This is a genomic window from Paracoccus sp. TOH (assembly GCF_030388245.1).
In the GTDB taxonomy this organism is placed as follows: Bacteria; Pseudomonadota; Alphaproteobacteria; order Rhodobacterales; family Rhodobacteraceae; genus Paracoccus; species Paracoccus simplex.
Genome location: NZ_CP098361.1, coordinates 894,919 through 919,621 on the forward strand (window position 1 = coordinate 894,919; position 24,703 = coordinate 919,621).

The 24,703-nt window shown below is 69.0% G+C and carries 24 protein-coding genes, 1 tRNA gene, 1 pseudogene and 1 riboswitch; of the genes and pseudogenes, 11 read left to right on the top strand and 15 right to left on the bottom strand.

Translation table 11 applies throughout. The features are described from left to right. Positions 1 to 103 precede the first annotated feature (103 nt). The 3 genes from recJ to NBE95_RS15025 all read right to left on the bottom strand — a co-directional run bounded on the left by recJ (position 104) and on the right by NBE95_RS15025 (position 3,191). Positions 104 to 1,843: a single-stranded-DNA-specific exonuclease RecJ gene (gene recJ, locus NBE95_RS15015; RefSeq protein WP_289895040.1), complete on the bottom strand. Its 1,740-nt coding sequence runs from the start codon at positions 1,841 to 1,843 to the stop codon at positions 104 to 106. Between the two features lie 49 nt (positions 1,844 to 1,892). Then, entirely contained in the window at positions 1,893 to 2,858 is a 966-nt protein-coding gene (gene glpX, locus NBE95_RS15020; RefSeq protein ID WP_289895041.1) for a class II fructose-bisphosphatase, read from the bottom strand. Positions 2,859 to 2,939: 81 nt separating this feature from the next. Beyond that, positions 2,940 to 3,191 (bottom strand): BolA family protein, encoded by a 252-nt coding sequence (locus NBE95_RS15025; protein ID WP_289895042.1) that lies wholly within the window; start codon positions 3,189 to 3,191, stop codon positions 2,940 to 2,942. Between the two features lie 69 nt (positions 3,192 to 3,260). Here NBE95_RS15025 and NBE95_RS15030 point away from each other — a divergent pair, with 69 nt between their 5' ends. Then, positions 3,261 to 3,887, top strand: coding sequence for a DnaJ domain-containing protein (locus NBE95_RS15030; RefSeq protein WP_289895043.1), 627 nt, complete (start codon positions 3,261 to 3,263; stop codon positions 3,885 to 3,887). Between the two features lie 173 nt (positions 3,888 to 4,060). Here NBE95_RS15030 and metK read toward each other — a convergent pair whose 3' ends face one another. The 3 genes and pseudogenes from metK to NBE95_RS15045 all read right to left on the bottom strand — a co-directional run. Then, positions 4,061 to 5,227: a methionine adenosyltransferase gene (gene metK, locus NBE95_RS15035; protein WP_289895044.1), complete on the bottom strand. Its 1,167-nt coding sequence runs from the start codon at positions 5,225 to 5,227 to the stop codon at positions 4,061 to 4,063. A 5-nt stretch (positions 5,228 to 5,232) separates the two neighbouring features. After that, a riboswitch (SAM-SAH riboswitch) is annotated at positions 5,233 to 5,280 on the bottom strand. 32 nt (positions 5,281 to 5,312) lie between these two features. After that, a complete protein-coding gene (lnt, locus tag NBE95_RS15040; protein ID WP_289895045.1) occupies positions 5,313 to 6,827 on the bottom strand; it encodes an apolipoprotein N-acyltransferase in 1,515 nt (504 codons plus the stop codon). Between the two features lie 708 nt (positions 6,828 to 7,535). Next, positions 7,536 to 9,029: pseudogene (locus tag NBE95_RS15045) on the bottom strand (DEAD/DEAH box helicase); the annotation flags it as partial. 281 nt (positions 9,030 to 9,310) lie between these two features. Between NBE95_RS15045 and argS the strand changes: the two are divergent. The 6 genes from argS to NBE95_RS15075 all read left to right on the top strand — a co-directional run bounded on the left by argS (position 9,311) and on the right by NBE95_RS15075 (position 15,018). Then, on the top strand, positions 9,311 to 11,056 hold the full coding sequence (gene argS / locus NBE95_RS15050) for an arginine--tRNA ligase (RefSeq protein WP_289895047.1): 1,746 nt from the start codon (positions 9,311 to 9,313) through the stop codon (positions 11,054 to 11,056). A gap of 68 nt (positions 11,057 to 11,124) precedes the next feature. Beyond that, complete coding sequence (locus NBE95_RS15055; protein WP_289895048.1) at positions 11,125 to 12,264, top strand: SPOR domain-containing protein; 1,140 nt, start codon at positions 11,125 to 11,127, stop codon at positions 12,262 to 12,264. Between the two features lie 10 nt (positions 12,265 to 12,274). Next, positions 12,275 to 13,261 carry a beta-N-acetylhexosaminidase gene (gene nagZ, locus NBE95_RS15060; protein WP_289895049.1) on the top strand — a complete coding sequence of 329 codons (987 nt, stop codon included), beginning with the start codon at positions 12,275 to 12,277 and terminating at the stop codon, positions 13,259 to 13,261. 60 nt (positions 13,262 to 13,321) lie between these two features. Next, entirely contained in the window at positions 13,322 to 14,134 is an 813-nt protein-coding gene (locus NBE95_RS15065) for a ScpA family protein (protein ID WP_289895050.1), read from the top strand. Next, positions 14,131 to 14,805, top strand: coding sequence for an SMC-Scp complex subunit ScpB (gene scpB, locus NBE95_RS15070; RefSeq protein ID WP_289895051.1), 675 nt, complete (start codon positions 14,131 to 14,133; stop codon positions 14,803 to 14,805). Before NBE95_RS15065 ends, scpB begins: the two co-directional genes overlap by 4 nt. 18 nt (positions 14,806 to 14,823) lie before the next feature. Beyond that, a complete protein-coding gene (locus NBE95_RS15075; protein WP_289895052.1) occupies positions 14,824 to 15,018 on the top strand; it encodes a hypothetical protein in 195 nt (64 codons plus the stop codon). Between the two features lie 82 nt (positions 15,019 to 15,100). Here the strand turns inward: NBE95_RS15075 and NBE95_RS15080 are convergent, their stop codons facing one another. The 4 genes from NBE95_RS15080 to ihfA all read right to left on the bottom strand — a co-directional run bounded on the left by NBE95_RS15080 (position 15,101) and on the right by ihfA (position 17,350). Then, positions 15,101 to 16,168 (bottom strand): 2'-deoxycytidine 5'-triphosphate deaminase, encoded by a 1,068-nt coding sequence (locus NBE95_RS15080; protein ID WP_289895053.1) that lies wholly within the window; start codon positions 16,166 to 16,168, stop codon positions 15,101 to 15,103. Positions 16,169 to 16,228: 60 nt separating this feature from the next. Further along, positions 16,229 to 16,306 (bottom strand) — tRNA-Pro (locus NBE95_RS15085). Positions 16,307 to 16,430: 124 nt separating this feature from the next. Beyond that, the gene (locus NBE95_RS15090) at positions 16,431 to 17,042 is read right to left on the bottom strand and encodes a MerR family transcriptional regulator (protein WP_289895054.1); all 612 of its coding nucleotides are present in this window, start codon (positions 17,040 to 17,042) and stop codon (positions 16,431 to 16,433) included. Continuing rightward, positions 17,042 to 17,350 carry an integration host factor subunit alpha gene (gene ihfA, locus NBE95_RS15095; protein WP_289895055.1) on the bottom strand — a complete coding sequence of 103 codons (309 nt, stop codon included), beginning with the start codon at positions 17,348 to 17,350 and terminating at the stop codon, positions 17,042 to 17,044. The genes NBE95_RS15090 and ihfA overlap by 1 nt, the downstream gene beginning before the upstream one ends. A 212-nt stretch (positions 17,351 to 17,562) precedes the next feature. Between ihfA and NBE95_RS15100 the strand changes: the two genes are divergently transcribed. Further along, entirely contained in the window at positions 17,563 to 17,838 is a 276-nt protein-coding gene (locus tag NBE95_RS15100) for a DksA/TraR family C4-type zinc finger protein (RefSeq protein WP_289895056.1), read from the top strand. Between the two features lie 4 nt (positions 17,839 to 17,842). Here the strand turns inward: NBE95_RS15100 and NBE95_RS15105 are convergent, their stop codons facing one another. The 4 genes from NBE95_RS15105 to NBE95_RS15120 form a co-directional block, all read right to left on the bottom strand. Further along, positions 17,843 to 18,814 (bottom strand): beta-ketoacyl-ACP synthase III, encoded by a 972-nt coding sequence (locus NBE95_RS15105; RefSeq protein ID WP_289895057.1) that lies wholly within the window; start codon positions 18,812 to 18,814, stop codon positions 17,843 to 17,845. Then, positions 18,814 to 19,926, bottom strand: coding sequence for a phosphate acyltransferase PlsX (gene plsX, locus NBE95_RS15110; protein WP_289895058.1), 1,113 nt, complete (start codon positions 19,924 to 19,926; stop codon positions 18,814 to 18,816). The genes NBE95_RS15105 and plsX overlap by 1 nt, the downstream gene beginning before the upstream one ends. A 17-nt stretch (positions 19,927 to 19,943) precedes the next feature. Next, the gene (rpmF, locus tag NBE95_RS15115; RefSeq protein ID WP_155037761.1) at positions 19,944 to 20,150 is read right to left on the bottom strand and encodes a 50S ribosomal protein L32; all 207 of its coding nucleotides are present in this window, start codon (positions 20,148 to 20,150) and stop codon (positions 19,944 to 19,946) included. A gap of 317 nt (positions 20,151 to 20,467) precedes the next feature. Next, positions 20,468 to 21,286: a sulfotransferase family protein gene (locus tag NBE95_RS15120; protein WP_289895059.1), complete on the bottom strand. Its 819-nt coding sequence runs from the start codon at positions 21,284 to 21,286 to the stop codon at positions 20,468 to 20,470. 162 nt (positions 21,287 to 21,448) lie between these two features. Here NBE95_RS15120 and NBE95_RS15125 point away from each other — a divergent pair, with 162 nt between their 5' ends. Beyond that, positions 21,449 to 23,026, top strand: a complete 1,578-nt coding sequence (locus NBE95_RS15125; RefSeq protein ID WP_289895060.1) for a DUF5928 domain-containing protein — start codon at positions 21,449 to 21,451, stop codon at positions 23,024 to 23,026. Positions 23,027 to 23,039: 13 nt separating this feature from the next. Continuing rightward, positions 23,040 to 23,414: a histidine triad nucleotide-binding protein gene (locus NBE95_RS15130; RefSeq protein WP_019352952.1), complete on the top strand. Its 375-nt coding sequence runs from the start codon at positions 23,040 to 23,042 to the stop codon at positions 23,412 to 23,414. Here NBE95_RS15130 and NBE95_RS15135 read toward each other — a convergent pair. Then, a complete protein-coding gene (locus tag NBE95_RS15135; protein WP_289895061.1) occupies positions 23,402 to 24,361 on the bottom strand; it encodes an ABC transporter ATP-binding protein in 960 nt (319 codons plus the stop codon). The two genes, NBE95_RS15130 and NBE95_RS15135, sit on opposite strands and share 13 nt — an antisense overlap. A 69-nt stretch (positions 24,362 to 24,430) precedes the next feature. Between NBE95_RS15135 and NBE95_RS15140 the strand changes: the two genes are divergently transcribed. Next, positions 24,431 to 24,619, top strand: coding sequence for a zinc-finger domain-containing protein (locus NBE95_RS15140; protein WP_289895062.1), 189 nt, complete (start codon positions 24,431 to 24,433; stop codon positions 24,617 to 24,619). Positions 24,620 to 24,703: the final 84 nt, after the last annotated feature.

The window sequence follows — 24,703 nt, forward strand, 5'->3', positions numbered from 1 at the left end:
CGTTCCGCCGGACCGTGCCGCGCGGTGTGGAGCGGTGTTTAGGCCAGCTGTTGCGGGCCTGCAAGCGGAAAAATCGCCCGCCCCGCAAGTTTTTTCGCCCCGCTCAGCCGGCCGGCGCGGCATCGTCCAGGCGCAACCGCACCCGTTCGCGCCCGCCCCATTGCGAGAGTTCCAGCTTGCCCGCCAGATGGAAGCGCCGGCCCTTGGCGCCCAGCAGCGCCGGGCCCAGCGGGCCGTTCATCGCGCCCCAGGCCACCGCCTCCAGCACCGGGCTGCCGGGGCTGCGGAAGCGCAGGCGCAGATGGCTGTCACCCATCGTCCCGGCGCTGTCGATCAGCTGTCCGGCAAAGGCGAAGCGCGGCGCCGGTGCGGCCTGGCCGAAGGGGCCGGCGCGCTCCAGCATCTGCATCAGCTCGACCGTGGCGCCGGCGGGGTCCAGCAGGCCCGAGATGCGCAGCTCGCCCGCGCCGGGCCGCTCGGCCATCTCGCGCGAGAGCAGTTGCGACAGCCGGGCCATGGCGCCGGGGATCTTCGCCTCCTCGACGGTCAGACCGGCGGCCATGGCATGGCCGCCCCCCTTCAGCAGCCATCCTTCGGCGGCAAGGCGTTGGATGGCGCGGCCCAGGTCCACGCCGGGAACCGAGCGGGCCGAGCCCTTGCCGATGCCGCCCTCGACCCCGATCACCACCGAGGGCAGGCCGGTCGCCTCCTTCACCCGCGCGGCGACGATGCCGACGACGCCCGGATGCCAGCCGTCGTCCGCGGCCCAAGCGATGCCTTCGGCGCCCCGGGCCTCGACCTGCGCCAGCGCCGCCTCGCGCACGGCGGATTCGATGGCGCGGCGATCGCGGTTCAGCGCGTCCAGCTCGGCCGCCAGCCGCTCGGCCTGCCGGGCATCGGTGCAAGAGAGGCAGAGCGCCCCGAGATCCGCCTTGCCGACCCGGCCGCCGGCATTGATGCGCGGCCCCAGCAGAAAGCCCAGGTGAAAGGCATTCGGCGCCGAATCGAGCCGCGCCACGTCCGACAGCGCCACCAGGCCGGGGCGTTCGCGGCGGGCCATGACCAGCAATCCCTGCCGCACGAAGGCGCGGTTCACGCCGACCAGCGGCGCCACGTCCGCCACCGTCGCCAGCGCCACCAGGTCGAGCAGCGGAATCAGGTCGGGCTGCGGATGGCCGTCCCGGCGCAGCAGGCCGTTGCAGCGCACCAGCGCCAGGAACACCACGCCCGCGGCGCAGAGATGGCCGAGGCTGCCATCCTCGTCGGCGCGATTCGGATTCACCACCGCCAGCACCGGCGGCAGGGTCTCGCCGCCCTGGTGGTGGTCCAGCACGATCACATCGCAGGCGGCGGCCGCCAGCGCCTCGTGGCTGAGCGTGCCGCAATCGACGCAGACGATCAGGTCGTGATCGCGCGACAGCGCCGCGATGGCCGGGGCGTTCGGGCCATAACCCTCGTCGATGCGGTCGGGGATATAAAGCGTCGCGTCGCGGCCCTGGCGGCGCAGCCAGTCCAGCAGCAGCGCGGCCGAGGCGCCGCCATCCACGTCGTAATCGGCGAAGATGGCGATGCGCTGGCCGGCCAACACGGCGGCGACCAGCCGTTCGGCGGCCTTGTCCATGTCGCGCAGGCCCGAGGGATCGGGCAGCAGGTCGCGCAGCTTGGGGTCGAGGTAAAGCGGCGTTTCATGCGCGGGCACGCCGCGGGCGGCCAGCACCCGGCTGACGGGCAGCGGCAGGCGGCTGTCCTGCGCCAGCGCCTCGGCGGCGCGTTCCAGGGCGGCGTCGGGGCCGCGCCAGAGGCGGCCGGTCAGCGAGGCGGTGACGGAAAGAAAGGCGGTCATGGCGGCTTCATCCCCCATGACCGCCCGCTGTTCAAGCCTGTCGGCTCGCTTACTTGATCGGGTTGCGATAGATCATGCGCCGCACCGAGCCGGTCTTGGAGCGCATCAGGATGGTTTCGGTCTGCAGGTAATGCGGCTCGCGCTTGACGCCGGCCACGATCGAGCCGTTCGTCACCCCGGTCGCGGCGAAGATCACGTCGGCGGTCACCAGCTCGTCGCGCGAATAGATGCGGTCCAGGTCGGTGATGCCGGCCTTGGCGGCGCGGGCCTTTTCGTCGTCATTGCGGAACAGCAGCTTGCCCCACATCTGCCCGCCCATGCATTTCAGCGCCGAGGCGGCCAGAACCCCCTCGGGCGCGCCGCCCGAGCCCATGTACATGTCGATGCCGGTCAGTTCCGCTTCGGCGCAATGGATCACCCCCGCCACGTCGCCGTCGGTGATCAGCCGGATGGCCGCGCCCGTCGAGCGCACCTCTACCACCAGATCCTCGTGCCGGGGACGTTCCAGGATGCAGACGGTGATGTCGCTGTCCTTGACGCCGCGCGCCTTGGCCAGCGCCCGGACGCGCTCGGCCGGGGTCATGTCGAGGCTGACGACGTCCTTCGGATAGCCCGGCCCGATGGCCAGCTTCTCCATGTAGACGTCGGGCGCGTGCAGCAGAGTGCCGCGCGGCGCCATGGCAATCACGGTCAGGGCATTCGGCATGTCCTTGGCGGTCAGCGTGGTGCCCTCCAGCGGGTCCAGCGCGATGTCGACCTCGGGGCCGTCGCCCGAGCCGACTTCTTCGCCGATGTAAAGCATCGGCGCCTCGTCCCGCTCGCCCTCGCCGATGACGACGACGCCCTTGATGTCCAGCATGTTCAGCTGCTCGCGCATGGCATTGACGGCGGCCTGGTCGGCAGCCTTCTCGTCGCCGCGGCCGATCAGCCGCGCCGAGGCATGGGCGGCCGCCTCGCTGACCCGGGCGAGGCCGAGCGACAGCATGCGGTCGTTGAAATCCTTGGGCGAGGTCATGCGGAAATTCCTTGTGCTTTCTGCCTTTCCGGGCTTCTACGCCCGGCGCCAGGGGCGGGCAAGACTGCGCGCGCTAACGGGTCAGTTTTCCGCCAGTTCCAGCGCCAGCGCATGGATGCGCGGCACGACGTCACCCAAGGCGGCATGCACCAGCCGATGCCGCGCGACATGGCCCAGCCCGGAGAATTGCGGGCTGGCCATGCGGATGCGGAAATGCGTCTCGCCGCCCTCGCGCCAGCCGCCATGGCCGCGATGGCTTTCGCTTTCGTCGATGATTTCCAGCCGAAGCGGCTGCAGTTCGGCCAGTCTTTCTCGCATCTCGTCGGCAATCATTCGCTTGCCCCCTTTCATGTCCTGCGAAATAGCCTAAACTGCCTGTCCCGTTCAGGACAAGGCAGGCAGATGAGCAACAGCGACCCGTTCGGATTCGACATATCCGCAGCCTCGGACAAGAAACGCCGGTCCAAGGGGCGGCGGGGCATGTCCGGCGCCTTCGAGACCTCGACGCGACGCTGCGACAAGGAGGGCTGCAACCAGCCGGGCCAGTACCGCGCGCCGAAATCGCCGCGGGCGCTGGACGAGTATTACTGGTTCTGCAAGGAGCATGTCCGCGAATACAACCTGAACTGGAACTATTTCCAGGGCCAGTCCGAGGCCGAGTTCCAGGAATTCCTGGACAATGCCACGGTCTGGGAACGGCCGACCAAGCCCTTCGGCCGCGCCGCCCAGGAACAGAAGTGGGCGCGCCACGGCATCGATGACCCGCTGGAGATCCTGGGTGCCAACGGCACCAACCCCGAGGCGCGCAAGGCCGTCAGCCGCAAGCTGCCGCCGACGGAGCGCAAGGCGCTGGAGATCCTCGAAGCCAAGGACAGTTGGACCCGGACGGAGATCCGCAAGCAATACAAGTCCCTGGTCAAGGATCTGCATCCCGACATGAACGGCGGCGACCGGTCGGACGAGGATCGGCTGCAGGAGGTGGTCTGGGCCTGGGACCAGATCAAGGACAGTCGCAGCTTCAAGGACTGAAGACGGGGGCTTTGCCCCCGCGCGTTCCGCGCTCCCCCAGGGTATTTCGACAACGGTGAAGGGACCGGCGCCGCATGCCGGTCCTGCCCGATTCTGCAGATGCTCAGCGGGGCTTCCGAGCGCCCGGAACAGGATCCGGGCGGTCTTTCGGCGAGGACGGGCCGGTCCGGGCCTTAAAGCTCGCGCGTCAGCGCCTCGGCGAGATCGGTGCGTTCCCAAGAGAAGCCGCCATCCGCCTCGGGGGTGCGGCCGAAATGGCCATAGGCGGCGGTGCGGCGATAGATCGGCCGGCACAGGTCCAGATGCTCGCGGATGCCGCGCGGCGTCAGGTCCATGGCGCGGGAGATGGCGCGCTCGATCTCGGTTTCGGGAACCTTGCTGGTGCCGAAGGTGTCGGCATAGATCGACAGCGGCTTCGCCACGCCGATGGCGTAGGAAAGCTGGATCACGCAGCGCTTGGCGAGCCCCGCCGCCACCACGTTCTTGGCCAGGTAGCGCGCGGCATAGGCGGCCGAGCGGTCGACCTTGGTCGGATCCTTGCCCGAAAAGGCCCCGCCGCCATGCGGGGCCGCGCCGCCATAGGTGTCGACGATGATCTTGCGCCCGGTCAACCCGGCGTCGCCGTCCGGGCCGCCGATGACGAAGGTGCCGGTCGGGTTCACCCACCATTCCGTCTTCTCGGTCAGCCAGCCGGCGGGCAGCACCTCGCGGATATAGGGCTCGACGATGGCGCGGATGTCGTCCGAACTCTGCGATTCGTCCTTGTGCTGGTGCGAGAGCACCAGGCTGGTGATCTCGACCGGCTTGCCGTTCTCGTAGCGCAGGCTCAGCTGGGATTTGGCATCCGGGCCCAGCATCGGTTCGGCGCCGGATTTGCGCGCCTCGGCCAGGCGGCGCAGGATGGCATGGGCATATTGGATCGGCGCCGGCATCAGCTCGGGCGTCTCGTCCACGGCATAGCCGAACATGATGCCTTGGTCGCCGGCGCCGTCGCGGTCGACGCCCTGGCTGATATGGGCGGATTGCTCGTGCAGGTAGTTGTGGACGTGGCAGGTGTTCCAGTGGAACTTTTCCTGCTCGTAGCCGATGTCGCGGATGGTATCGCGGGCGATCTGGGCGATGCGGCCCATGTATTCGCCGAGCTTCTTCTTGTCGCTCAGCCCGATTTCGCCGCCGATGACCACGGTGCCGGTGGTGGCAAAGGCCTCGCAGGCGACGCGGGCGGCCGGGTCCTCGGCCAGAAGCGCGTCCAGCACCGCGTCCGAGATCTGGTCGCACAATTTGTCGGGGTGACCCTCGGAGACGGATTCCGAGGTGAACACATAGTCCTGTCTGGCCATGAAGATGCTCCGTTGAATGACGCCGCCACGCCAGGAAGCCGTTGTGACGGTCAACCCGAAGCGTTAGTGGAGGCGCCGGTTGCCGTCAACCTCGGAGATTGCGGCGCCGTGCCGCAAGCAGCAGGCCGATCGCGGCAAGGCCGAGCGCCGGCCAGTCGCGCCAGCGCGACCAGGGCGTGGGCGGCAGGGCGCCGGGCAGAGCCGCGTCGATGCGGCCGGTCAGGTTCAGGCCCAGCGTGGCGCGCAACTGTCCGCGGGCATCGACCACCGCCGAGACGCCGGTATTCGCCGCCCGCAGCAGCGGCAGGCCCGATTCGATGGCGCGCAGCCGCGCCTGCGCCAGGTGCTGCCAGGGACCGGAAAGCTGACCGAACCAGGCGTCGTTGGTGACCTGCAGCAGCCAGGCCGGGCGGTCGGCTCTGGTGACCAGGTGCTGCGGGAACACCGCCTCGTAGCAGATCAGCGGCTGCAGGGGCGGCAGGCCGGGCAGGGTCATGACCTGCGGCCCCGGCCCGGCGGAATAGCCGAAACCGTGCTGCGCGGCGAAAGCGCGGATGCCGAACCGGGCCATGACATCGCCCCAGGGCGTGTATTCGCCGAAGGGCACGAGGTGGAACTTGTCATAGACCGGGCCGATGCCGCGGTCCGAAAACGCGGTCAGGCTGTTGAAATAGCGTTCGCCCTCGGCGCGCTGGATGCCGAGGATCACCGGCGCGCCGGCGAAGCCGGCGATGTCCTGGGCGGCGGTGCCGGATTGTTCGAGCAGGAAGTTCACCGCGGTTTCCGGCCAGATCACCGCATCGGGGGCCGGCCGGCCGGGATCGCGGATGGCGGAAAGGTCGAGGAGCCGGCGGAAGAACACCTCGGACCAATAGGGATCCCATTTCAGCGCCTGGGTGGCGTTGGGCTGGACCAGACGCAGATGCAGGGCGCTGTCGGCGGGCAGTGGCTGGGCCAGGCGGGCCATGCCGGCGCTCCAGGCCGCGGCGATGGCCAGGGCGGCCAGCAGCGCGCCGGGCAGGGCGGCGCGCGGGCGGTCGGGTCCACCCCGCCAGAAGGCCAGCGGCAGGGCCGCCGCCAGCATGGTCAGCCCCGAAAGGCCGATCGAGCCGAGCGTCGCGGCCAGCTGGCCGGCCGGGGTGTCGATCCAGACATGGCCGGTCAGCGCCCAGGGCAGGCCGGTGAAGATCCAGCCGCGAAGCCAGTCGGAAAATACCATCAGCCCGGCAAAGACCAGCCCCTGCCGGGGAAAGCCCGGGGCGAGGCGCGCGGCCAGCCAGGCGGGAACCGCCCAGAACAGCGCCCCGCCCGCCGCCATGAAGAACAGCGCAAAGGGGGCCATCCAGCCATAGATCTCGGGTTCGACGAAGAACGGCTCGACGATCCAGCACATGGCCAGGGCGAAATACCCGAGGCCGGCGGCAAAGCCATGCCAGGCGGCGGCGCGGCCGCCTCCGGCGCGGCCGATCTGCCAGCAGAGTCCGGCAAGCGCCAGAACCGTCAGAAACCATAGATTCCAGGGCGCCTGTCCCAGTGCCGCCAGCGTCCCCAGTGCCAGATCCAGCGCGAGCGCCGCCCAGGACGGGCGCCGCCTTTGCAAGGGCGCCCGCGATAGCTGCCGCGTTGGTCCTGGAAAGACCGGCGAGACCATGCGGCCGGCTCAGGCCTCGGCGGTGCTGTCGTCCGGGCTGCCGGCAGCCTCGGGTTGGGTCGCATCGCTGCCGGCTTCGGCCGGCGTCGCCTCGGCTTCGGCCTGGGCGACGGCCTTGGGCTTGCGCGGCGCGCGGGGCTTGGCCGGTGTCCTTGCCGTTCTGCGGGCGGGCTTCGCGGCCGGCTCGGTCTCGGCCGGCGTCTCGGCCGCGAGTTCCGCAGGCTCTGCGGGCGCGGCTTGGACCGGTTCGACCTTCGGAGCACGCGGCTTGCGCTTGCGCACGGGCTTGGCCGGGGCGGCCGGCTCGGCCGCTTCGGCCGGTGCCGCCGTCTCGGGGCCTGCTTCCGGTTCCGCCGGCGGCTGCGTTTCGGGTTGCGTTTCGGGCTGCGTTCCGGTCGGCGCCTCGGGCGCGGCTTCGGCGGTCGGCTTGGCCTTGCGGCTGCGCGAGCGCTTGGGCTTTTCTACCGCGGCGGGCGCGTCCGCGGCCGGGCTTTCGGCGGCAGAAGCGTCAGAGGCCGCCGTTTCCGTGGCGCGGCTTTCCGCCGCCGGGCTTTCCGTCACCGGCGTCGGCGCGACCGGCGCTTCGGCGGCGGGCTCGGCTGCCGGCCGCAGATCGGCCTGCTCGGTGATCTCCTCGGCGGGTTCGGTGAAGCCGGGGCGGAAGGTGCGGGTCAGGAATTCCGGCACATGGTCGCCCATGCCCATCACCGGATGGCGGTCGCCGCGGCGATCCTCGCGCCGGTCATGACGGTCATGACGGTCGTGGCCGCGCTCGCCATGGCGTTCGCGCCGGTCTTCGCGGCGTTGCTCGTCGCGCGCCGGGCGGTCGTGCCGGCGCTCGGCGGTTTCCGCCGGCTTCGCCTCGGCACGGGGCTCGGGGGCAGGAGCGCGCTGCTCGCTGTCGTCGCGGCGGCCGCGGCGATCACGGTCGCGGCCGCGTTCGCGGCGCCCGCTCTCGCGCGCCGGGCGCGGCGCGTCCTGGGCGGCCGAGGAAAGGGTGAAGCCCTCGGGCACCGCGGCGCGTGGCAGGCTTTGCTTGACCAGCGATTCGATGGCGCCGAGATATTTCTCGTCCGCCGGCGTGGCGATCGAGATCGCGGTGCCCTGGCGACCGGCGCGGCCGGTGCGGCCGATGCGGTGGACGTAATCCTCGGCATGGCTGGGCAGGTCGAAGTTGAAGACATGGCTGACCGCCGGGATGTCGAGCCCGCGCGCCGCCACGTCCGAGGCGATGAGGAAGCGCAGCGTCCCTTCGCGGAAGCCGTCCAGCGTCGCCATGCGGTGGCGCTGGTCCAGGTCGCCGTGGATCGGCGCGGCGTCGAAGCCATGCGCCTTGAGCGACTTGGCGACGATGTCCACCTCGGTCTTGCGGTTGCAGAAGATGATGGCGTTCTTCAGCCCCTCGCCCTCGGCCCGGATCAGGGCGCGCAGCAATTCGCGTTTCTGCTTGGCGGTCTGGTCGCGGCGGGTGGGGGTGATCTCGATCAGCTTCTGGGTGATGGTCTCGCTGGTGGTGGCCTGGCGGGCGACCTCGATGCGCTCGGGCGCGTGCAGGAAGGTGTCGGTGATGCGTTCGATTTCCGGGGCCATGGTAGCGCTGAAGAACAGCGTCTGCCGGGTGAAGGGCGTCAGCTGGAAGATACGCTCGATATCGGGGATGAAGCCCATGTCGAGCATCCGGTCGGCCTCATCGACCACCATGATCTGCACGCCGGTCAGCAGGAGCTTGCCGCGCTCGAAATGGTCCAGCAGCCGGCCGGGCGTGGCGATCAGCACATCGACGCCGCGGTCGATCAGCTTGTCCTGTTCGCCGAAGCTGACGCCGCCGATCAAGAGCGCCTTGGTCAGCCGGGTATGCTTGGCATAGATGTCGAAGTTCTCGGCCACCTGGGCGGCCAGTTCGCGGGTCGGGCACAGCACCAGCGAACGCGGCATCCGGGCGCGGGCGCGGCCGCGGCCCAGCAGGGTGATCATCGGCAGGGTGAAGCTGGCGGTCTTGCCGGTGCCGGTCTGGGCGATGCCCAGCACGTCGCGGCCTTCCAGCGCCGGGGGAATCGCCCCGGCCTGGATCGGGGTCGGGGTTTCGTACCCCGCCTCGGCGATGGCTTTCAGAACCTTGGGGTCCAGCTTCAGATCGGAAAATTTGGTCATTCAGGGCTTTCGTATCAATGCGCGGAACCAGCCCGCGCCGTGCTTGCGTCCATCGCCGCCCGTCCCGGAGACCGGGGTTTCGCGGCGGTTCGGGACGCAATTTCCGCACGCCCCTCGCCTTGCCTGCCGGATGCAGACAGCGCGGACCTAGCCGAAAACCCGGTCTGCGTCAATCTGATGCGCGGTTTTCGCGCAGCAGGGTCGATTTGCCTGGCGTCGCGGCGCGGTTGACGGCCCCCTTGGGCAGGCGCTATCCCGACGCGATCTTACGGATGGAAGCCATGAACCTATTCTCGGATATCCGCGCGCTGGTCCTCGATGCGCTGGCGCAGATGGAGCAGGCGGGCGAGTTGCCCGCGGGCCTCGACACCGCCCATGTGACGGTCGAGCCGCCGCGGGACGCCGCGCATGGCGACATGGCGACCAATGCCGCGATGGTGCTGGCCAAGCCCGCCGCCAAAAAGCCGCGCGACATCGCCGAGGCCCTGGCGGCGCGGCTGGCCGCCGACCCGCGCATCACCTCGGCCGAGGTGGCGGGGCCTGGCTTCCTGAACCTGCGACTCTCCCCGGCCGAATGGCAGGCCGTCGTGCGTGCGGCGCTGGCCGAGGGCGCGGATTACGGCCGTTCGGACATGGGCCGGGACCGCAAGATCAACGTGGAATTCGTCAGCGCCAACCCGACGGGGCCGATGCATGTTGGCCATACGCGCGGCGCGGTCTTCGGCGACGCGCTGGCGGCGCTTCTGGATTTCTCGGGCCATGCCGTCACCCGCGAATATTATATCAACGACGGCGGCGCGCAGGTCGATGTGCTGGCGCGCTCCGCCTATGAACGTTATCGCGAGGCCAATGGGCTGGAGCCCAAGATCCGCGAGGGGCTCTATCCCGGCGACTATCTGATCCCGGTGGGCGAGGCGCTGAAGGCGGAATACGGCACCCGGCTGCTGGACCGGCCGGAAAGCGAATGGCTGGCCGAGATCCGCAGCTTCGCCACTGAGGCGATGATGGAGATGATCCGCGCCGACCTGGCGCTGCTCAACGTCCACATGGACGTGTTTTCCAGCGAGAAGGCGCTTTACGGCACCGGCCGCATCGAAGCCGCCATCGAGCGCCTGCGCCAGCAGGGGCTGATCTACGAGGGGGTGCTGGAGCCGCCCAAGGGCAAGACCCCCGAGGATTGGGAACCGCGCGAGCAGACGCTGTTCCGTTCGACCGCGCATGGTGACGACGTCGACCGGCCGGTGAAGAAGTCGGACGGCTCCTGGACCTATTTCGCCCCCGACATCGCCTATCACTGGGACAAGATCGACCGCGGCTTCGACGAGCTGATCGACGTGTTCGGCGCCGACCATGGCGGCTATGTCAAGCGGATGCAGGCGGCGGTCCGGGCGCTGTCGGACGGCCGGGTGCCGCTGGACGTGAAGTTGATCCAGCTGGTCAAGCTGTTCAAGAACGGCGAGCCCTTCAAGATGTCCAAGCGCGCCGGCACCTTCGTCACCCTGCGCGACGTGGTCGAGCAGGCGGGCGCCGACGTGACCCGTTTCCACATGCTGACGCGCAAGAACGACGCGGCGCTGGATTTCGACTTCGACAAGGTGCTGGAACAATCCAAGGACAATCCGGTCTGGTACGTGCAATATGCCAGCGCCCGGATCAACTCGGTGCTGGGCAAGGCGGCGGGGCAGGGCGTCGACGTTTCGGATACGGCGCTGGCCGGGGCCGATCTGGCGCAGCTTTCGCATCCGGCCGAGCTGGAACTGGCCCGGAAAGTTGCAGAATGGCCACGCACCGTGGAAATCGCCGCCCGCGCGCATGAACCGCACCGGATCGCGTTTTTCCTCTATGACATCGCCTCGGACCTGCATTCGCTGTGGAACCGTGGCAATGACGAGCCGGGGCTGCGCTTCCTGCAAGAGGGCGATGCGGCGGCCACGGCGGCGAAAATCGCCCTCGTGCGGTCCGTCGGCGTTGTCATTTCGGCCGGTCTTGGTATCTTGGGGGTGACTCCGGCCAAGGAAATGCGCTGAAAAACGGTGCCCTGCCGGGGACGAGCAGATAAACGAGCAGCGTCGGAACAACCGGCAGGCAGGCAGGAATGACGGTAGTAGATTTCCGCTCCTCGGGCGGGTTTGAAGGGGCGCAGCCGGGCAGGCTGGCGCATGATTATCCCCATGCCGACGGCCAGCAGGGGTATCGGGACGACTGGCAAGAGGAAGGCTGGGACGACCACCACTATGACGCCCATGCCGAGCCGCTGGCCGAATCGCCTTCGCTTCTGGGGCGGCTGTCGCGACTGACGCATTACCTGGGCGCGCTGGTCTCGGTCGGGCTGATCGTGATCCTGGCGGTCTGGGGCTTCAAGCTGGTGGTGCGCGACGTTTCGGGCGTGCCGGTGATCCGCGCCATCGAGGGCGAGGCCCGCACCGCCCCCGACAATCCGGGCGGCGAGCTGACCGAACGCACCGGCCTGGCGGTGAACACCGTTGCTGCCGGCGAAGAGCCGGTTCCCGTCGATCGCGTCGCCATCGCCCCCGCAACCACGCCGCTGACCGAGCAGGATCTGCCGATGGGCGAATTCGGCGCTACCGCGCAGGCACCCTCGCACCCGGTCGAGCTGCCGTTGGCCGAGGACACCGCCCGTGTCATCGCCCGCCCCGATGGCGAACCCGCGCCCAACGCAGTCGAGAACGCCGTGATTTCGGATGCCCCGGCCGCCGAGGCGCCGGTGAACGAGGTGGTGACCGATCTGGCCGGCAACGAGACCCGCGACGTGGCGATCTCCAACGCCCTGGCCGAGGCGGGCGCCGCGCCCGCCGCCGGTATCATCGCGCAATCGGCACGGCCGGCGCCGCGCCCGCGTCGCGTCGCCGCCGCCCCCGTCGTCGCCAGCGATGCCGCGCCGAGTCCGGCCGCTGCCGCTGCCGAAAGCCGCCCGGCCGAGGCCCCGGCCCCGGCTCCGGCTTCCGCCCCCGCGCAGGTCGCCTCGGGCGTCTCGCTGGTGCAGATCGGCGCCTTCGACAGCGACTCGCTGGCCCAGGGCGAATGGAACCGCGTTTCGGGCAAGTTCGGCGCGCTTTTCTCGGGCAAGTCGATGGTGGTGCAGGAGCACAAGGCCAATGGCCGCACCTTCTGGCGCCTGCGCGCCGCCGGCTTCGCTTCGAAGGACGAAGCCCGCCGGTTCTGCGCGGCGCTGATCGCCGAAGGGGTGGACTGCATCCCCGCCACCGCGAAATGAGCCGCTGGAGATGACCGGCGCCACCATCCTTGGCGGTATCGCCGGCCCGGAACTGAGCCGGGCCGAGCGTGATTTTTTCCGCGCCGCCGATCCCTGGGGCTTCATCCTGTTCGCGCGCAATGTCGACACGCCGGACCGCCTGCGCCGGCTGACCCAGGCGCTGCGCGAAGCGGTGGGCCGCGATGCCCCGGTGCTGATCGACCAGGAGGGCGGACGCGTGCAGCGGATGCGGGCGCCGCACTGGACCGACTGGCCGGCGCCGCTGGATCAGGCCGGGCGCGGCGAGCGGGCGATCTGGCTGCACCATCACCTGCTGGCCCAGGAATTGCGCGCCGTCGGCATCGACGCCGATTGCGCCCCGGTGCTCGACCTCGCCCGCGACGAGACGCATCCCTTTCTGAAGAATCGCTGCCTCGGTGCGGATGCCGATACCGTGATCCGCTTGGGCCGCGCCGCCGCGCAGGCGATGCTGGCGGCCGGGGTGCTGCCCGTGGTCAAGCACATGCCGGGCCATGGCCGGGCACGGGTGGACAGCCACAAGGACCTGCCGGTGGTCGAGGCCGCGCTGGACGAGCTGCGCGCCACGGATTTCGCCCCGTTCCGGGCGCTGGCCGACCTGCCGATGGCGATGACCGCGCATATCCGCTTTACCGCCATTGACGATGCGCCCGCCACCGCCTCGGCCGCGGTGATCGACCTGATTCGCCGCGAGATCGGCTTTCACGGGCTGCTGATGTCCGACGACATCGGCATGCAGGCGCTGTCAGGCAGCCCGGCCGAGCGCGCAGCCGCCACCATCGCCGCCGGCTGCGACCTGGTGCTGTCCTGCAACGAGACGCCGGCGCAGATGGAAGAGATCGTGGCCGCGGCCGGCACCATGTCGCCGCGCGCCCGGGAGCGGGCGGAAGCGGCGTTGGCCTTGCGCCGGGCGCCTCTGGTCGGGGATACCGCCGCGCTGCGGGCCGAACTGACGGCGCTTGGCGGGCTGGCGGCCTGATCGGTTGACTAAACCCGGCCCATGACGGATTCTGCGCGCACCCTCTTGCCCGGAAGCGTCATGACCAAGGTGCCCTATCTGACCCCCGTGCCGGACCGCGAACCGGGGCCCGCGCCGCAGCCGGTGTCCGAGCGTCGCGCCGAGGAGGTTCTGGTCGTCGACGTCTCGGGTTTCGAGGGGCCGTTGGACCTGCTGCTGACGCTGTCGCGCACGCAGAAGGTCGATCTGATGCAGATTTCGGTGCTGGACCTCGCCGACCAGTATCTTGCCTTCGTCGAGGAGGCGCGGGCGCTGCGCATCGAGCTAGCGGCGGATTACCTGGTCATGGCGGCCTGGCTCGCCTATCTGAAATCGCGCCTGCTGTTGCCGCCGGACTCCGAGGCCGAAGGGCCCTCGGCCGAGGAACTGGCCGCGCATCTGGCCTTCCAGCTCGAGCGGCTGAACGCCATGCGCGAGGCGGCGGCGCGGCTGATGGCCCGCGACCGGTTGGGCCAGGACCGTTTCCCGCGCGGCGCGCCGGAAACCGTGGCCCGCCAGCGCCAGGTCGCCTGGCAGGCCGGGCTGATCGACCTGATGCGCGCCTATGCCCGGCTGCGCACCCGCGACGAGTTCCGGCCCTACGCCTTTGATCGCCGCGATGTCTTCACCATGGAGCAGGCGCTGGACCGGGTGCGCGGGCTGATCGGCTTCGCCGGCGACTGGACCGCGCTTTCCACCTTTCTGCCCGACGGTTGGGAGGCCGATCCGCAGCGCCGCCGCTCGGCCACCGCGGCGACCTTCGCCGCCACGCTGGAACTGGCGCGGCAGGGCGCGGTCGAGATCGCCCAGGCCGGCACCTTCGCCCCCATCACCATCCGCAGGCGCCCGCAATGAGCCAGGACGACACCGCCCCCGGTCCGCAGCGTTTCCCGCTGCCGCTTTCCGAGCAGGAGCGCATGGTCGAAGCGATCCTGTTTGCCTCGGCCGAGCCGATGAGCGGCCGCGAGATCGCCGCGCGCCTGCCGGCCGGCAGCGACGTGGCCGAGGCGCTGCGGGCCCTGCGCGACCGCTACGAGGGACGGGGCGTGCAGCTTGCGCGCCTGGGCGACGCCTGGGCCTTTCGCACCGCCGCCGACCTGGGCTTCCTGATGCAGGAAAGCGTGATCGAAAGCCGCCGCCTGTCGCGCGCCGCGACCGAGACCCTGGCGATCATCGCCTATCACCAACCCGTCACCCGCGCCGAGATCGAGGAGATCCGCGGCGTCGCCGTCAGCCGCGGCACCCTGGACCAGTTGATCGAGTTGGACTGGGTTCGCATCGGCCGCCGCCGCCAGACTCCCGGCCGGCCGGTGACTTTCGTGGTGACCGAGACCTTTCTGGATCATTTCGGCCTGGAAAGCGCCCGCGACCTGCCGGGCCTGGCCGAGCTTCGCGCCGCCGGCTTGCTGGAAGCGCGCCCAGCCGGTGAGGGCATGCCCCCCGGCTTGTTCCGCGCCGAAGACGGCGAGGATGAGGACGGCGAAGATTCGGGGGCCACGGCCGAGGATCTGTTCGAAGATGACTGAGGTACGGAGCATAAGCCGATGAACGTAAACCAGTTCATCAAGATTCTGATCCGCATGGTCACCAACCGGCTGTTGAACCGGGGCATTCGTCGGGCGAACGCGCCCAGGCCCGGCAGCCGGCAGAGCCCGCAGCAGCGCGCCCGCGAGCAGGCCGCCCGCGCGGCGGTGAAGCGCGCCCGCCAGGCGGCGCGGATCACCCGGCGGCTGCGCTAAGGGGCGCTGCCCCCGGCGCGCTGCGCGCGCCTCCCCCGGGGTATTTGGACAACGGTGAAGGATGGGCGGGCGGCGTCGCGGTTCAGGCGAATTGCTTGGCGAGCTTCAGCCCCTGGCCCTGGTAGTTCGAGGCGATGCCGCTGCCGTAGAGCCGCTCGGGCCGGGCGGCCATGCGCTCGTAGACCAGCCGGCCGACGGTCTGGCCGTGTTCCAGCGCGAAGGGCGCCTCGTGGCAGCGCACCTCGAGCACGCCGCGCGCACCCTGTCCGGCCGCGCCATGGCCGAAGCCCGGGTCGAAGAAGCCGGCGTAATGCACCCGGAACTCGCCCACCATGGCCAGATAGGGCGCCATCTCGGCGGCGTAATCGGGCGGGATCGCCACTGCCTCGCGGCTGACCAGGATGTAGAAGGCGCCGGGGTCGAGGATCAGCTGGCCGTCGCTGCTGCGCAACTCGTCCCAGAAGTCGCGGGCCTGATAGGCGCCGATACGGTCGAGGTCGATGACGCCGCTATGCGGGCGGGCGCGGTAGCCGACCAGGTCGCCGGTTTCGGGCCGCAGATCGACCGAGAAGCCAAGGCCGTCGTCGATCAGCGCCTGGCCGGTGACCAGCGGCTCGGCCGCGTGCAGGCCGCGCAGCTCGGCATCGGTCAGCACCGCCTGGCCCTGGCGCAGCCGCAGCTGGTTCAGCCGCATGCCGGGCCGCACCAGCACCGAGAAGCTGCGCGGGCAGATCTCGGCATAGATCGGGCCGTCATAGCCTTCGGGCAGACGGTCGAACTCGGTGCCCTCGTCGGTGACCAGCCGCGTCAGCAGATCCAGCCGGCCGGTCGAACTTTTGGCATTGGCGACCGCGTCGAGACCGGTCGGCAGCGACAGGCGCTCCATCAGCGGCACCAGGTAGACGCAGCCCTTTTCCAGCACCGCGCCGCCGGTCAGGTCCATCCGGTGCATCTCGAAATCCTTGAGCCGGTCGCTGACCTTGCGCCCGCGTCCGGCCAGGAACGAGGCGCGCAGCCGCCAAGCCGTCGTGCCCAGCCGCAGGTCGAGGCTGGCGGGCTGGACCTGTTCGGGCAGGATGGGCTGGGTGGCCGAGATCGCGCCGCTGGCGATCAGCCGGCGCAGGGACGAATCGGGAAGCACACCGTTCACACGGAACCCTTTCGGCAAAAGGAAACGCCCACCCCCGGACGGGGATGGGCGTTTTCGGAATGGTCGGGCCGGCGAGATTCGAACTCGCGGCCTTCCGCCCCCCAGACGGACGCGCTAACCAGGCTGCGCCACGGCCCGACGAGGGGCATATAGAGCGAAGCGGGCGGCCAGCACAAGGGGCGAAGCACGGAAATTTCGGCAAGAATCCTGATTGCTGCGGACAGGCTGCGGCCCTGGGCGGGAAACGCATCCGCCATGCGGCTTAGCGGGCGCCCTGCAGCGCGGCGCGCAGGGCCCCGGCTTGGGCGGGCAGGGGCCGGCCCTGCAATTCGCAGCCGCGCAGGCCGGCCGCGGTGGCGGCGAGGCGGCCGAGCCAGCCGGTCGCCAGCGGCCGTTCCAGACCGGCGAAAAGCGGCAGCGATTCGGTCTGCCGGGGGGGGCGGGGCGCGGGGCGGGGCGGTTTCGCGGCCGAAGCGGCGGGCACGGCCGGGATATCCGCCCCTTGCGGGGTTTCGGCCTGCGGATCGGGGACGGCCAGACGCACGGCCGGGGTGCGGACGGGACGCTCGGCCGCAGTCTCCTCGGCAAGGCTTTCGCCCAGGCGCGCGGCGCCGATCTCGCGCAGGCCGGCGCCGCGGTCGGCGGCGATCAATCGCTTGGCGCCGCGAATGCTCAGCCCTTCCTCGCGCATCACCTGGCAAAGGCCGGCGGCCAGGCGCACGTCATCGGGCCGGTAATAGCGGCGCCCGTCGGCGCGCTTGACCGGCGAAAGCTGCGAAAATTGCGTTTCCCAATAGCGCAGCACATGCGGCGCGACGCCCACGAGGCGCGAAACCTCTCCGATGGAACGAAAGGCGTCGGGGGATTTGCTCATCAGCCCTTGCGCCTGTTCCCGGCGGCCACGCGGTCCTTCATCAGATGCGAGGGGCGAAAGGACAGCACCCGGCGGGGCGTGATGGGGACTTCCTCCCCGGTCTTGGGGTTGCGGCCGATGCGTTCATTCTTGTCGCGCACCGAGAAGGTGCCGAAAGAGGAGATCTTGACCTGCTCGCCGCGCACCAGCGCGTCCGAGATATGGCCGAGCACGCTTTCGACAAGTTGGGCCGATTCGTGGCGGGAGAGGCCCACCTCACGGAACACCGCCTCGGCCAGGTCCATGCGGGTCAGGGTAGTGTCGCTCATCTCGGAAACCTCTTGAATGGTGGGAAGGATGATTTCTTTACGGCGCCAAGTCAACAACCCCGACCCGATTCCGTTCCCTGGAACCCCGATTTTGTTCCGCATTATTCGCGCCTTACCGGCGGGGCGCTGCGCAAGCTGCGCTGCCTGCCGCTTGGAACGGCGGGATTCTCGTCCTATCTTGGTAGAAGAAGCACAAGTGAAACGGGAATGTCATGGCTGGTGGCTGGGCCCGCGACGACGCGGTGAACGAACAGATCGACGTCTCGACTCGGGAGGCGATCGAGCGGATGCGGCAACGCAATGCGCAGCGCGTGACGCGCGAGAGTGCGGCGTTCTGCGACGAATGCGACGAGCCGATCCCCGAGGCGCGGCGGCAGGCGATTCCCGGGGTGCGGCTTTGCGTGGACTGTCAGTCGGGCCGCGACAAGGCCTGGCGGCCGGCGGCCGGGATCAATCGGCGCGGCTCGAAGGATTCGCAGCTGAAATAACGGCTTACCAGCGCAGGACGACCGAACCCCAGGCCAGGCCGCCGCCGATGGCCTCGGCCACCAGCACGTCGCCGGGCTTGAAGCGGCCTTCGGCATCGGCCACCGACAGCGCCAGCGGGATCGAGGCGGCCGAGGTGTTGCCGTGATCGGCCACGGTCAGCACCACCTTTGCCATCGGCAGGTGCATGCGTTTGGCGGTGGCCTCGATGATGCGCAGGTTGGCCTGGTGCGGCACCAGCCAGCTCACGTCCTCGGGCGTCAGCCCGGCCTTGTCCAGCGCCCGGTGGGCGGTGTCGGCCAGTTTCTCGACCGCGTGGCGGAAGACCAGGTTGCCCTGCATGCGCAGATGCCCGGCCGTGCCGGTCGAGGCGACGCCGCCATCGACATAAAGCAGGTCGCGATATTGCCCGTCGCTGTTCAGATCGGTGGCGAGGATGCCGCGATCGGCCGAGGTGCCGTCGCCTTCCGCCGCCTCCAGCACCACCGCGCCGGCGCCGTCGCCGAACAGCACGCAGGTGCCGCGGTCGGTCCAGTCCATGATGCGGCTGAAGGTCTCGGCGCCGATGACCAGCACCCGCTCGGCCAAGCCGGCGCGGATCATCGCATCGGCATTGGCCAGCGCATAGACGAAGCCGGCGCAGACCGCCTGCAGGTCATAGGCGAAGCCGCCGCGCATCCCGAGCCCCGCCTGGACCATGGTCGCGACCGAGGGGAAGGTCAGGTCGGGGGTCGAGGTGGCCACGATCACCGCGTCGATCTGGTCGGCGGCGATGCCGGCCTTGTCGAGCGCGGCCCGGGCGGCGAGAATGCCGAGGTCGCTGGTGCGCTGGCCCTCGGCCGCGAAATGGCGCCGCTCGATCCCGGTGCGGGTGCGGATCCATTCGTCGCTGGTGTCCAGCTTGTCCTCGAACCAACTGTTCTCGATCACGCGTTCGGGCAGGTAATGGCCGGTTCCCCGGACGATCGCACGCCGCATCAGGACGCCTCGCTTTCCTTGCTGCCGTTGATTTGGCCTGCCGCCGCGACGGATTGCGCCACGCGCGCCGCCAGCCGGTCCTGGAATCCGGATTGCGCCAGCCGGAAGGCCAGCTTGATGGCTGCCGAGACGCCGGTCGCATCGGCCGAGCCGTGCGATTTCACCACCGTCCCGTTCAGCCCCAGAAAGACGCCGCCGTTGACGCGGCGCGGGTCGATCCGCTTTTGCAGCCGCTTGAGCGAGCCCATGGCGAGAAGCGCGGCGAATTTCGACATCACCGACTTGCCGAAGGCTTCCTTGAGAAGATCTCCGACCAGTTTCGCGGTGCCCTCGCCGGTCTTCAGCGCCACATTGCCGGTGAAGCCGTCGGTCACGATCACATCGACGCGGGACGAGGGCAGGTCGCCGCCCTCGACGAAACCGACATAGTCGAAATTCGCCGCCTGCGCCGTGGTGGGGATCAGTTCATGGGCCTGTTTCAGCTCGGGCCGGCCCTTGTGTTCCTCGGTGCCGACATTCAGCAGGCCAACGCGCGGCCGCTCCAGCCCGAAACCGTTGCGGGCGTAAGAGGCGCCCATCAGAGCATAGGTCAGCAGATCCTGCGCATCGGCGCGGATATCGGCGCCGACATCCAGCATGACGTTGAAACCCTGCGGATTGCGCGAGGGCCACAGGCAGGCGATGGCCGGCCGGTTCACGCCGGGCAGCTTGCGCAGCCGCAGCATGGACAGCGCCATCAGCGCGCCGGTATTGCCGCAAGAGACGGCGGCGGTCGCCTCGCGCTGACGCACCGATTCGAGGGCGGACCACATCGAGGTGCCCTCGCCCTTGCGCAGCACCTGGCTGGGCTTGTCGCCCATGGACACCACGCCGGCCGCGTCGCGGATGTCGCAACGCTGCAGCAGGTCGCCGCGGCGGCCGATCAGCCGCTGCAGCTCGGCCCGGGGGCCGTGGACGATGAAGCGGATATCGGGGTTCTTTCCGGCGCTCTCGGCCATGCCGGCGATCACCGTCGCCGGGCCCCGGTCGCCACCCATCGCGTCAACCGAGATCACCACGCCGTCCCCGTCGCCGGGGGCGCGCGGCAGAGCGCTGGTATCTGCCGAAGCCATATCCGCGGTCAGTCCGCTCAGGCCGCGTCTTCGTCCAGGTCGACCTCGTTGGCCTGCGCGACGACCTCGCGATCGGCGTAATGGCCGCAGGAGGGGCAGACGTGATGCGGGCGCTTCAGTTCGCCGCAATTGGTGCATTCGTTCGGGTTGCCGGCAACGAGCGCGTCATGCGAACGGCGCATGTTGCGGCGGGACCGGGTAACTCGGTTCTGAGGGACGGCCATGTCTCAACCTCAAGGGGTTCGGGGGGCAACCCGGCTGGGCGGCCCCGGATTCTGATTTCGGTTCTGGGGCGGGGCATAGGCCAAGAGAGCGTCGGCCGCAAGGCGCGAAACAGGGCAGCGCGCACGGGGGCAACGGTCCGGGTCATCCCCCGCCGGTCGAATGAAGGCGGGAAAATAGCGCGTTTCTGGTTTTTCGCAAGGGAAAACTTGGCCGCGGCGCGAGGAAGGCGAAAGCCTTGCGTCGCGGCGCTGGCCCGACGGGAATATCGGGCAAACGGAAGGCGGCGGCCGGAGCCCCGGACCGGCCCCGCGGGGGCTCAGCGGCCCAGCTTGGCGTGGATCTCGTCCAGGTCGATCTCGTGCCGGGGGAGCTTGTTGTCGGGATCGTCGAAGTCGTATTTGAACAGCTGGAAATCCTTCTTGTAGATTTCCCAGACCAAGTGCCGCGACAGGTCGTCGAAATAGTCGCTGACCTTGTGGGCGCGCTTGGGCCCGTGGCCTTCCGATTCGTTGAACTTGGGCACGTCGTTCACGTCCAGCTTCACCGGCGTCGGCGCGGCGTCCAGCACTTTCTGCATGCCGTCGTTGAACTTCTCGGTAAAGAAGATCTGGTCGTAGCGGCCGCCGTTCACGATGAAGGTCGAGATATGGCCGGACATGGCCGACCAGTGGATGTCCGGCTCCATCGGCCGGCGCCAGCGGATGGTGTCGCGCGCGAACAGCAGGAAGCGGCGGAAGCTGGCGACCTGGTCGAATTCGAAGCTGTTCTCGGGGCTGCCCACGTCGACGCCGTAGCGCTGGATCAGCTGCGGCACCAGGTTGCCGCGATAGCGCTTGCCGTTTCTCTGGATGCCGGCGATCTTGTCGAAGAACGAGGACAGGATGCGCGCATAGGGGTTCCTGACGCAGGTGAAGGTCAGGGATTTGTGGGCCTTGACGTTTGCCTCGATCAGCGGCTGGCTCTCGTCCTGGTTCCACTTGTGCAGGCCGCTGGTGGAATCGTGGATGTCGCCGTCGAAATAGCGGCCATGGTCGGAATAGAACATGATCTGCCCGATCGAGGAGCAGGCGCATTTCGGGACCACGCGATAGACCATGCTGGCGCTTTCCGTCATCCAGGTTCCTGGGAAACCCATTCTCATCTTCCCCTTCAAATCTCTGCGCCTGGCATGGGCAAGGCACACGCCCGGGTTGCCCGTCCAGCCAAAATCGGTAAGGACACAAAGCAAATCGCCGGCAGAGATTCAACCTGCTGCAGAGCGTTCGGGCGCGTGGATCGGACAGGACGGTGAAATAGCATGGCACGGATCGCCTTCATTCTGCTCTGCCACAAGGACCCCAAGGGCGTCATCGCGCAGGCGCAGCGGCTGACCGCCTCGGGCGACTATGTCTCGATCCATTTCGACGGCCGCGCCAGTTCCCGGGATTTCGAACGGATTCGCGCGGCGCTGGGGGACAATCCCTCGGTGGTCTTCGCGCAGCGGCGCTGGAAATGCGGCTGGGGCGAGTGGTCGCTGGTCGGCGCCACGCTGGAGGCGGTGCGCGCCGCCGTCGTCGCCTTTCCGCAGGCCACGCATTTCTACATGCTGTCGGGCGATTGCATGCCGATCAAATCGGCCGAATACGCCCATGCCTTCCTGGACGCCGAGGATTGCGACTATATCGAGAATTTCGACTTCTTCGAATCGGACTGGATCAAGACCGGCTTCAAGGAAGAGCGGCTGATCTATCGGCACTGGTTCAACGAACGCACGCGGAAATGGCTGTTCTACACCAGCTACGATTTGCAGAAGCGCTTCGGCTTCAGCCGCAAGGTGCCGGCCGACATCCAGGTCATGATCGGCTCGCAATGGTGGTGCCTGCGCCGCCAGACCGTCGAGAAGGTGCTGGAATTTTGCGCCAGCCGTCCGGATGTGCTGCGGTTCTTCTCGACCACCTGGATCCCGGACGAGACCTTCTTCCAGACCATCGTGCCGCATGTGGTGCCGCGGCGCGAGCTCCGTGCCCGGACGCTGACCTATCTGGTCTTCACCGATTACGGGATGCCGGTCACCTTCTATAACGACCATTACGACCTGCTGATCGGGCAGAACTACCTGTTCGCCCGCAAGATCAGCCCCGAAGCGATCCGCCTGCGCGAGCGGCTGGGGGCGCTCTGGGCCGCCACCGGGGTGCATTTCCCGATCTCGAACGAGGCGAGCGGGCTGTTTCGCTTCCTGACCGCGCGGGGCCGGGTCGGGCGCCGCTTCGGCCAGCGCTTCTGGGAGACCGAGGGCAGCCTGGGCCGCGACAACACGCTGCTGCTGGTGGTGGCAAAGAAATGGCATGCGGCCAAGCGGCTGACCGCGGCGATCCGGCAGCACAGCACCATCCCGGCGGTGGATTTCCTGTTCAACGAGCCCGAGGCGCATCTGCCCGACCTGGGCGGGGTCGAGACCACGATCGAAAAGCGCGACCGGCATCGCCGCGCCTTGATCCGGTTGCTGTTCGAGCAGTTCGAATCGAATCAGCTGGTGATCTGCCTGGACCCCTCGGCGCTGCATCTGATCCAGGATCTGATGTCGGACAAGGCCGACACCCGGCTGTTGCTGATCGATTCGCAATTCGACGACGATTACCTGCGCGGCCATATCGACCGGGTCGGGCTGGCCGGCGCGCAGACCGCGCCCGAGGTGGTCGAGCGGCTGCTGCCGACGGTGCGCGCCGATCTGGAGCACGAGGCCGAACGCCTGCGCGACATGGATTTCTCGGCCTTCCATTCCGTGGCCCCCTGGCGCTCGGCCGAGGAGAATGCCGCGCAGCTCGCCCGCTTCCTCGATCTGCCGCCCGATGCGGCGCTGAAGCTGGCCGCGACCGAATATCTGTTCGATGATTGAGGAGAGAACCGCCATGCCCGCCTATGACGACAGCAACATCTTCGCCCGCATCCTGCGCGGCGAGATCCCCAATGACACGGTGCTGGAGACCGAGCATACGCTGGTGTTCCGCGACATCCGCCCGCAGGCGCCGGTGCATGTTCTGGTGATCCCCAAGGGCGCCTATGTCAGCTATGACGATTTCGCCGCCAATGCCTCGGAAGCCGAGATCGTGGATTTCCACCGCGCCGTCGCCCGGGTCACGCGCGATCTGGGCGTGACGCTGGAGGGCGGGCAAGGCTTCCGCGCCATCACCAATGCCGGTGAACATGGCGTGCAGGAGGTGCCGCATTTCCACATGCATATCCTGGGCGGCCGGCCGATGGGGCGGATGGTTCAGCCGGCCTGAGGCGGCGGGCGCGAGGTCAGCTGGACGAAGACGTCCTCGAGGTCCGGCGCCTCGACCGCGACGTCGCGGATCGGCAGCCGGGCTTCGCGCAGCGCGTCGATCAGCCGGTCTGCCGGGATGCGCGATGGCGCGTAGCTGAGCGCAAGCCGGCCGTCGCCGCGCCGCTCGGCCCGCACGCCCTCGGGCAGGGCGGGCAGGGCGCGGGCATCGCCGGTATCGACGACCAGCGTCTTGGAATCGGCGCGGCCGAGCAGGGCGGCGGTTTCCTCGCAGAGGATCAGCTCGCCATGGTCGATGATGGCGATGCGGTCGCACATCTGCTCGGCCTCTTCCAGGTAATGCGTGGTCAGGATGATGGTCATGCCCTGGTCGTTCAGCCGCCGCACGTTGCGCCACAGCATCTCGCGCAGCTGGATGTCGACGCCCGCCGTCGGTTCGTCCAGCACCAGGATCTGCGGCCGGTGCACCAGCGCCTTGGCCAGCAGCAGCCGCCGTTTCATGCCGCCCGACAGGTGGCGCGAATAGCTTTCCGCCTGGTCGGTCAGCCCGACCAGCTCCAGCAGCTCGTCGGTCCAGCGCTCGCGTCTTGGCACGCCGTAGAGCCCGGCCTGCACCTCGAGGCTGGCGCGGGGGGTCAGGAACGGGTCGATGTTCAGCTCCTGCGGCATGACGCCGATGGCGGCGCGGGACTGGCGCGGGTTCACGTCCTGGTCGAAGCCCCAGATCGTCACCCGGCCGGCGGTCTTGCGCACCAGCCCGGCCAGGATGTTGATCGTGGTCGACTTGCCGGCACCGTTCGGCCCCAGCAGGCCGAAGATCGAGCCGGCGGGAATCGCCAGGTCGAGCCCCTTCAGCGCCTGTTTCGCCGGCGCCTTGCCGGCGGCGGCATAGGTCTTGGTCAGGCCTGTGATTTCGATGGCGTTCGGACTGCTTGCGGGGGCTGGCATCGGCTCTTCGCGTTCATTATGATCGCCGCCGGTTTAACCGCGTTTGTCGTCAAAGCTCAAGGAACCGCCATGACCATCCCGGCCCCCGAGATCCAGACCGTCACCCGCTGGAAGGTCGCCTGCGACGGCGACGAGGCGCGGGGCCTGGGCCATCCGCGCGTCTGGCTGGCCATTCCGCAGGATACCGGCTGGGTCGAATGCGGCTATTGCGACAAGCGCTTCGTCGTCGATCGCGAACACGCCCACGACGATCACTGATCCCGCATCATGGCGGGCCTTGCCCGGGGACGGCGCGGTTGCCGGCCTCCGGCGGGAGTATTTGTGAAACAGTGAAGGCGGGGG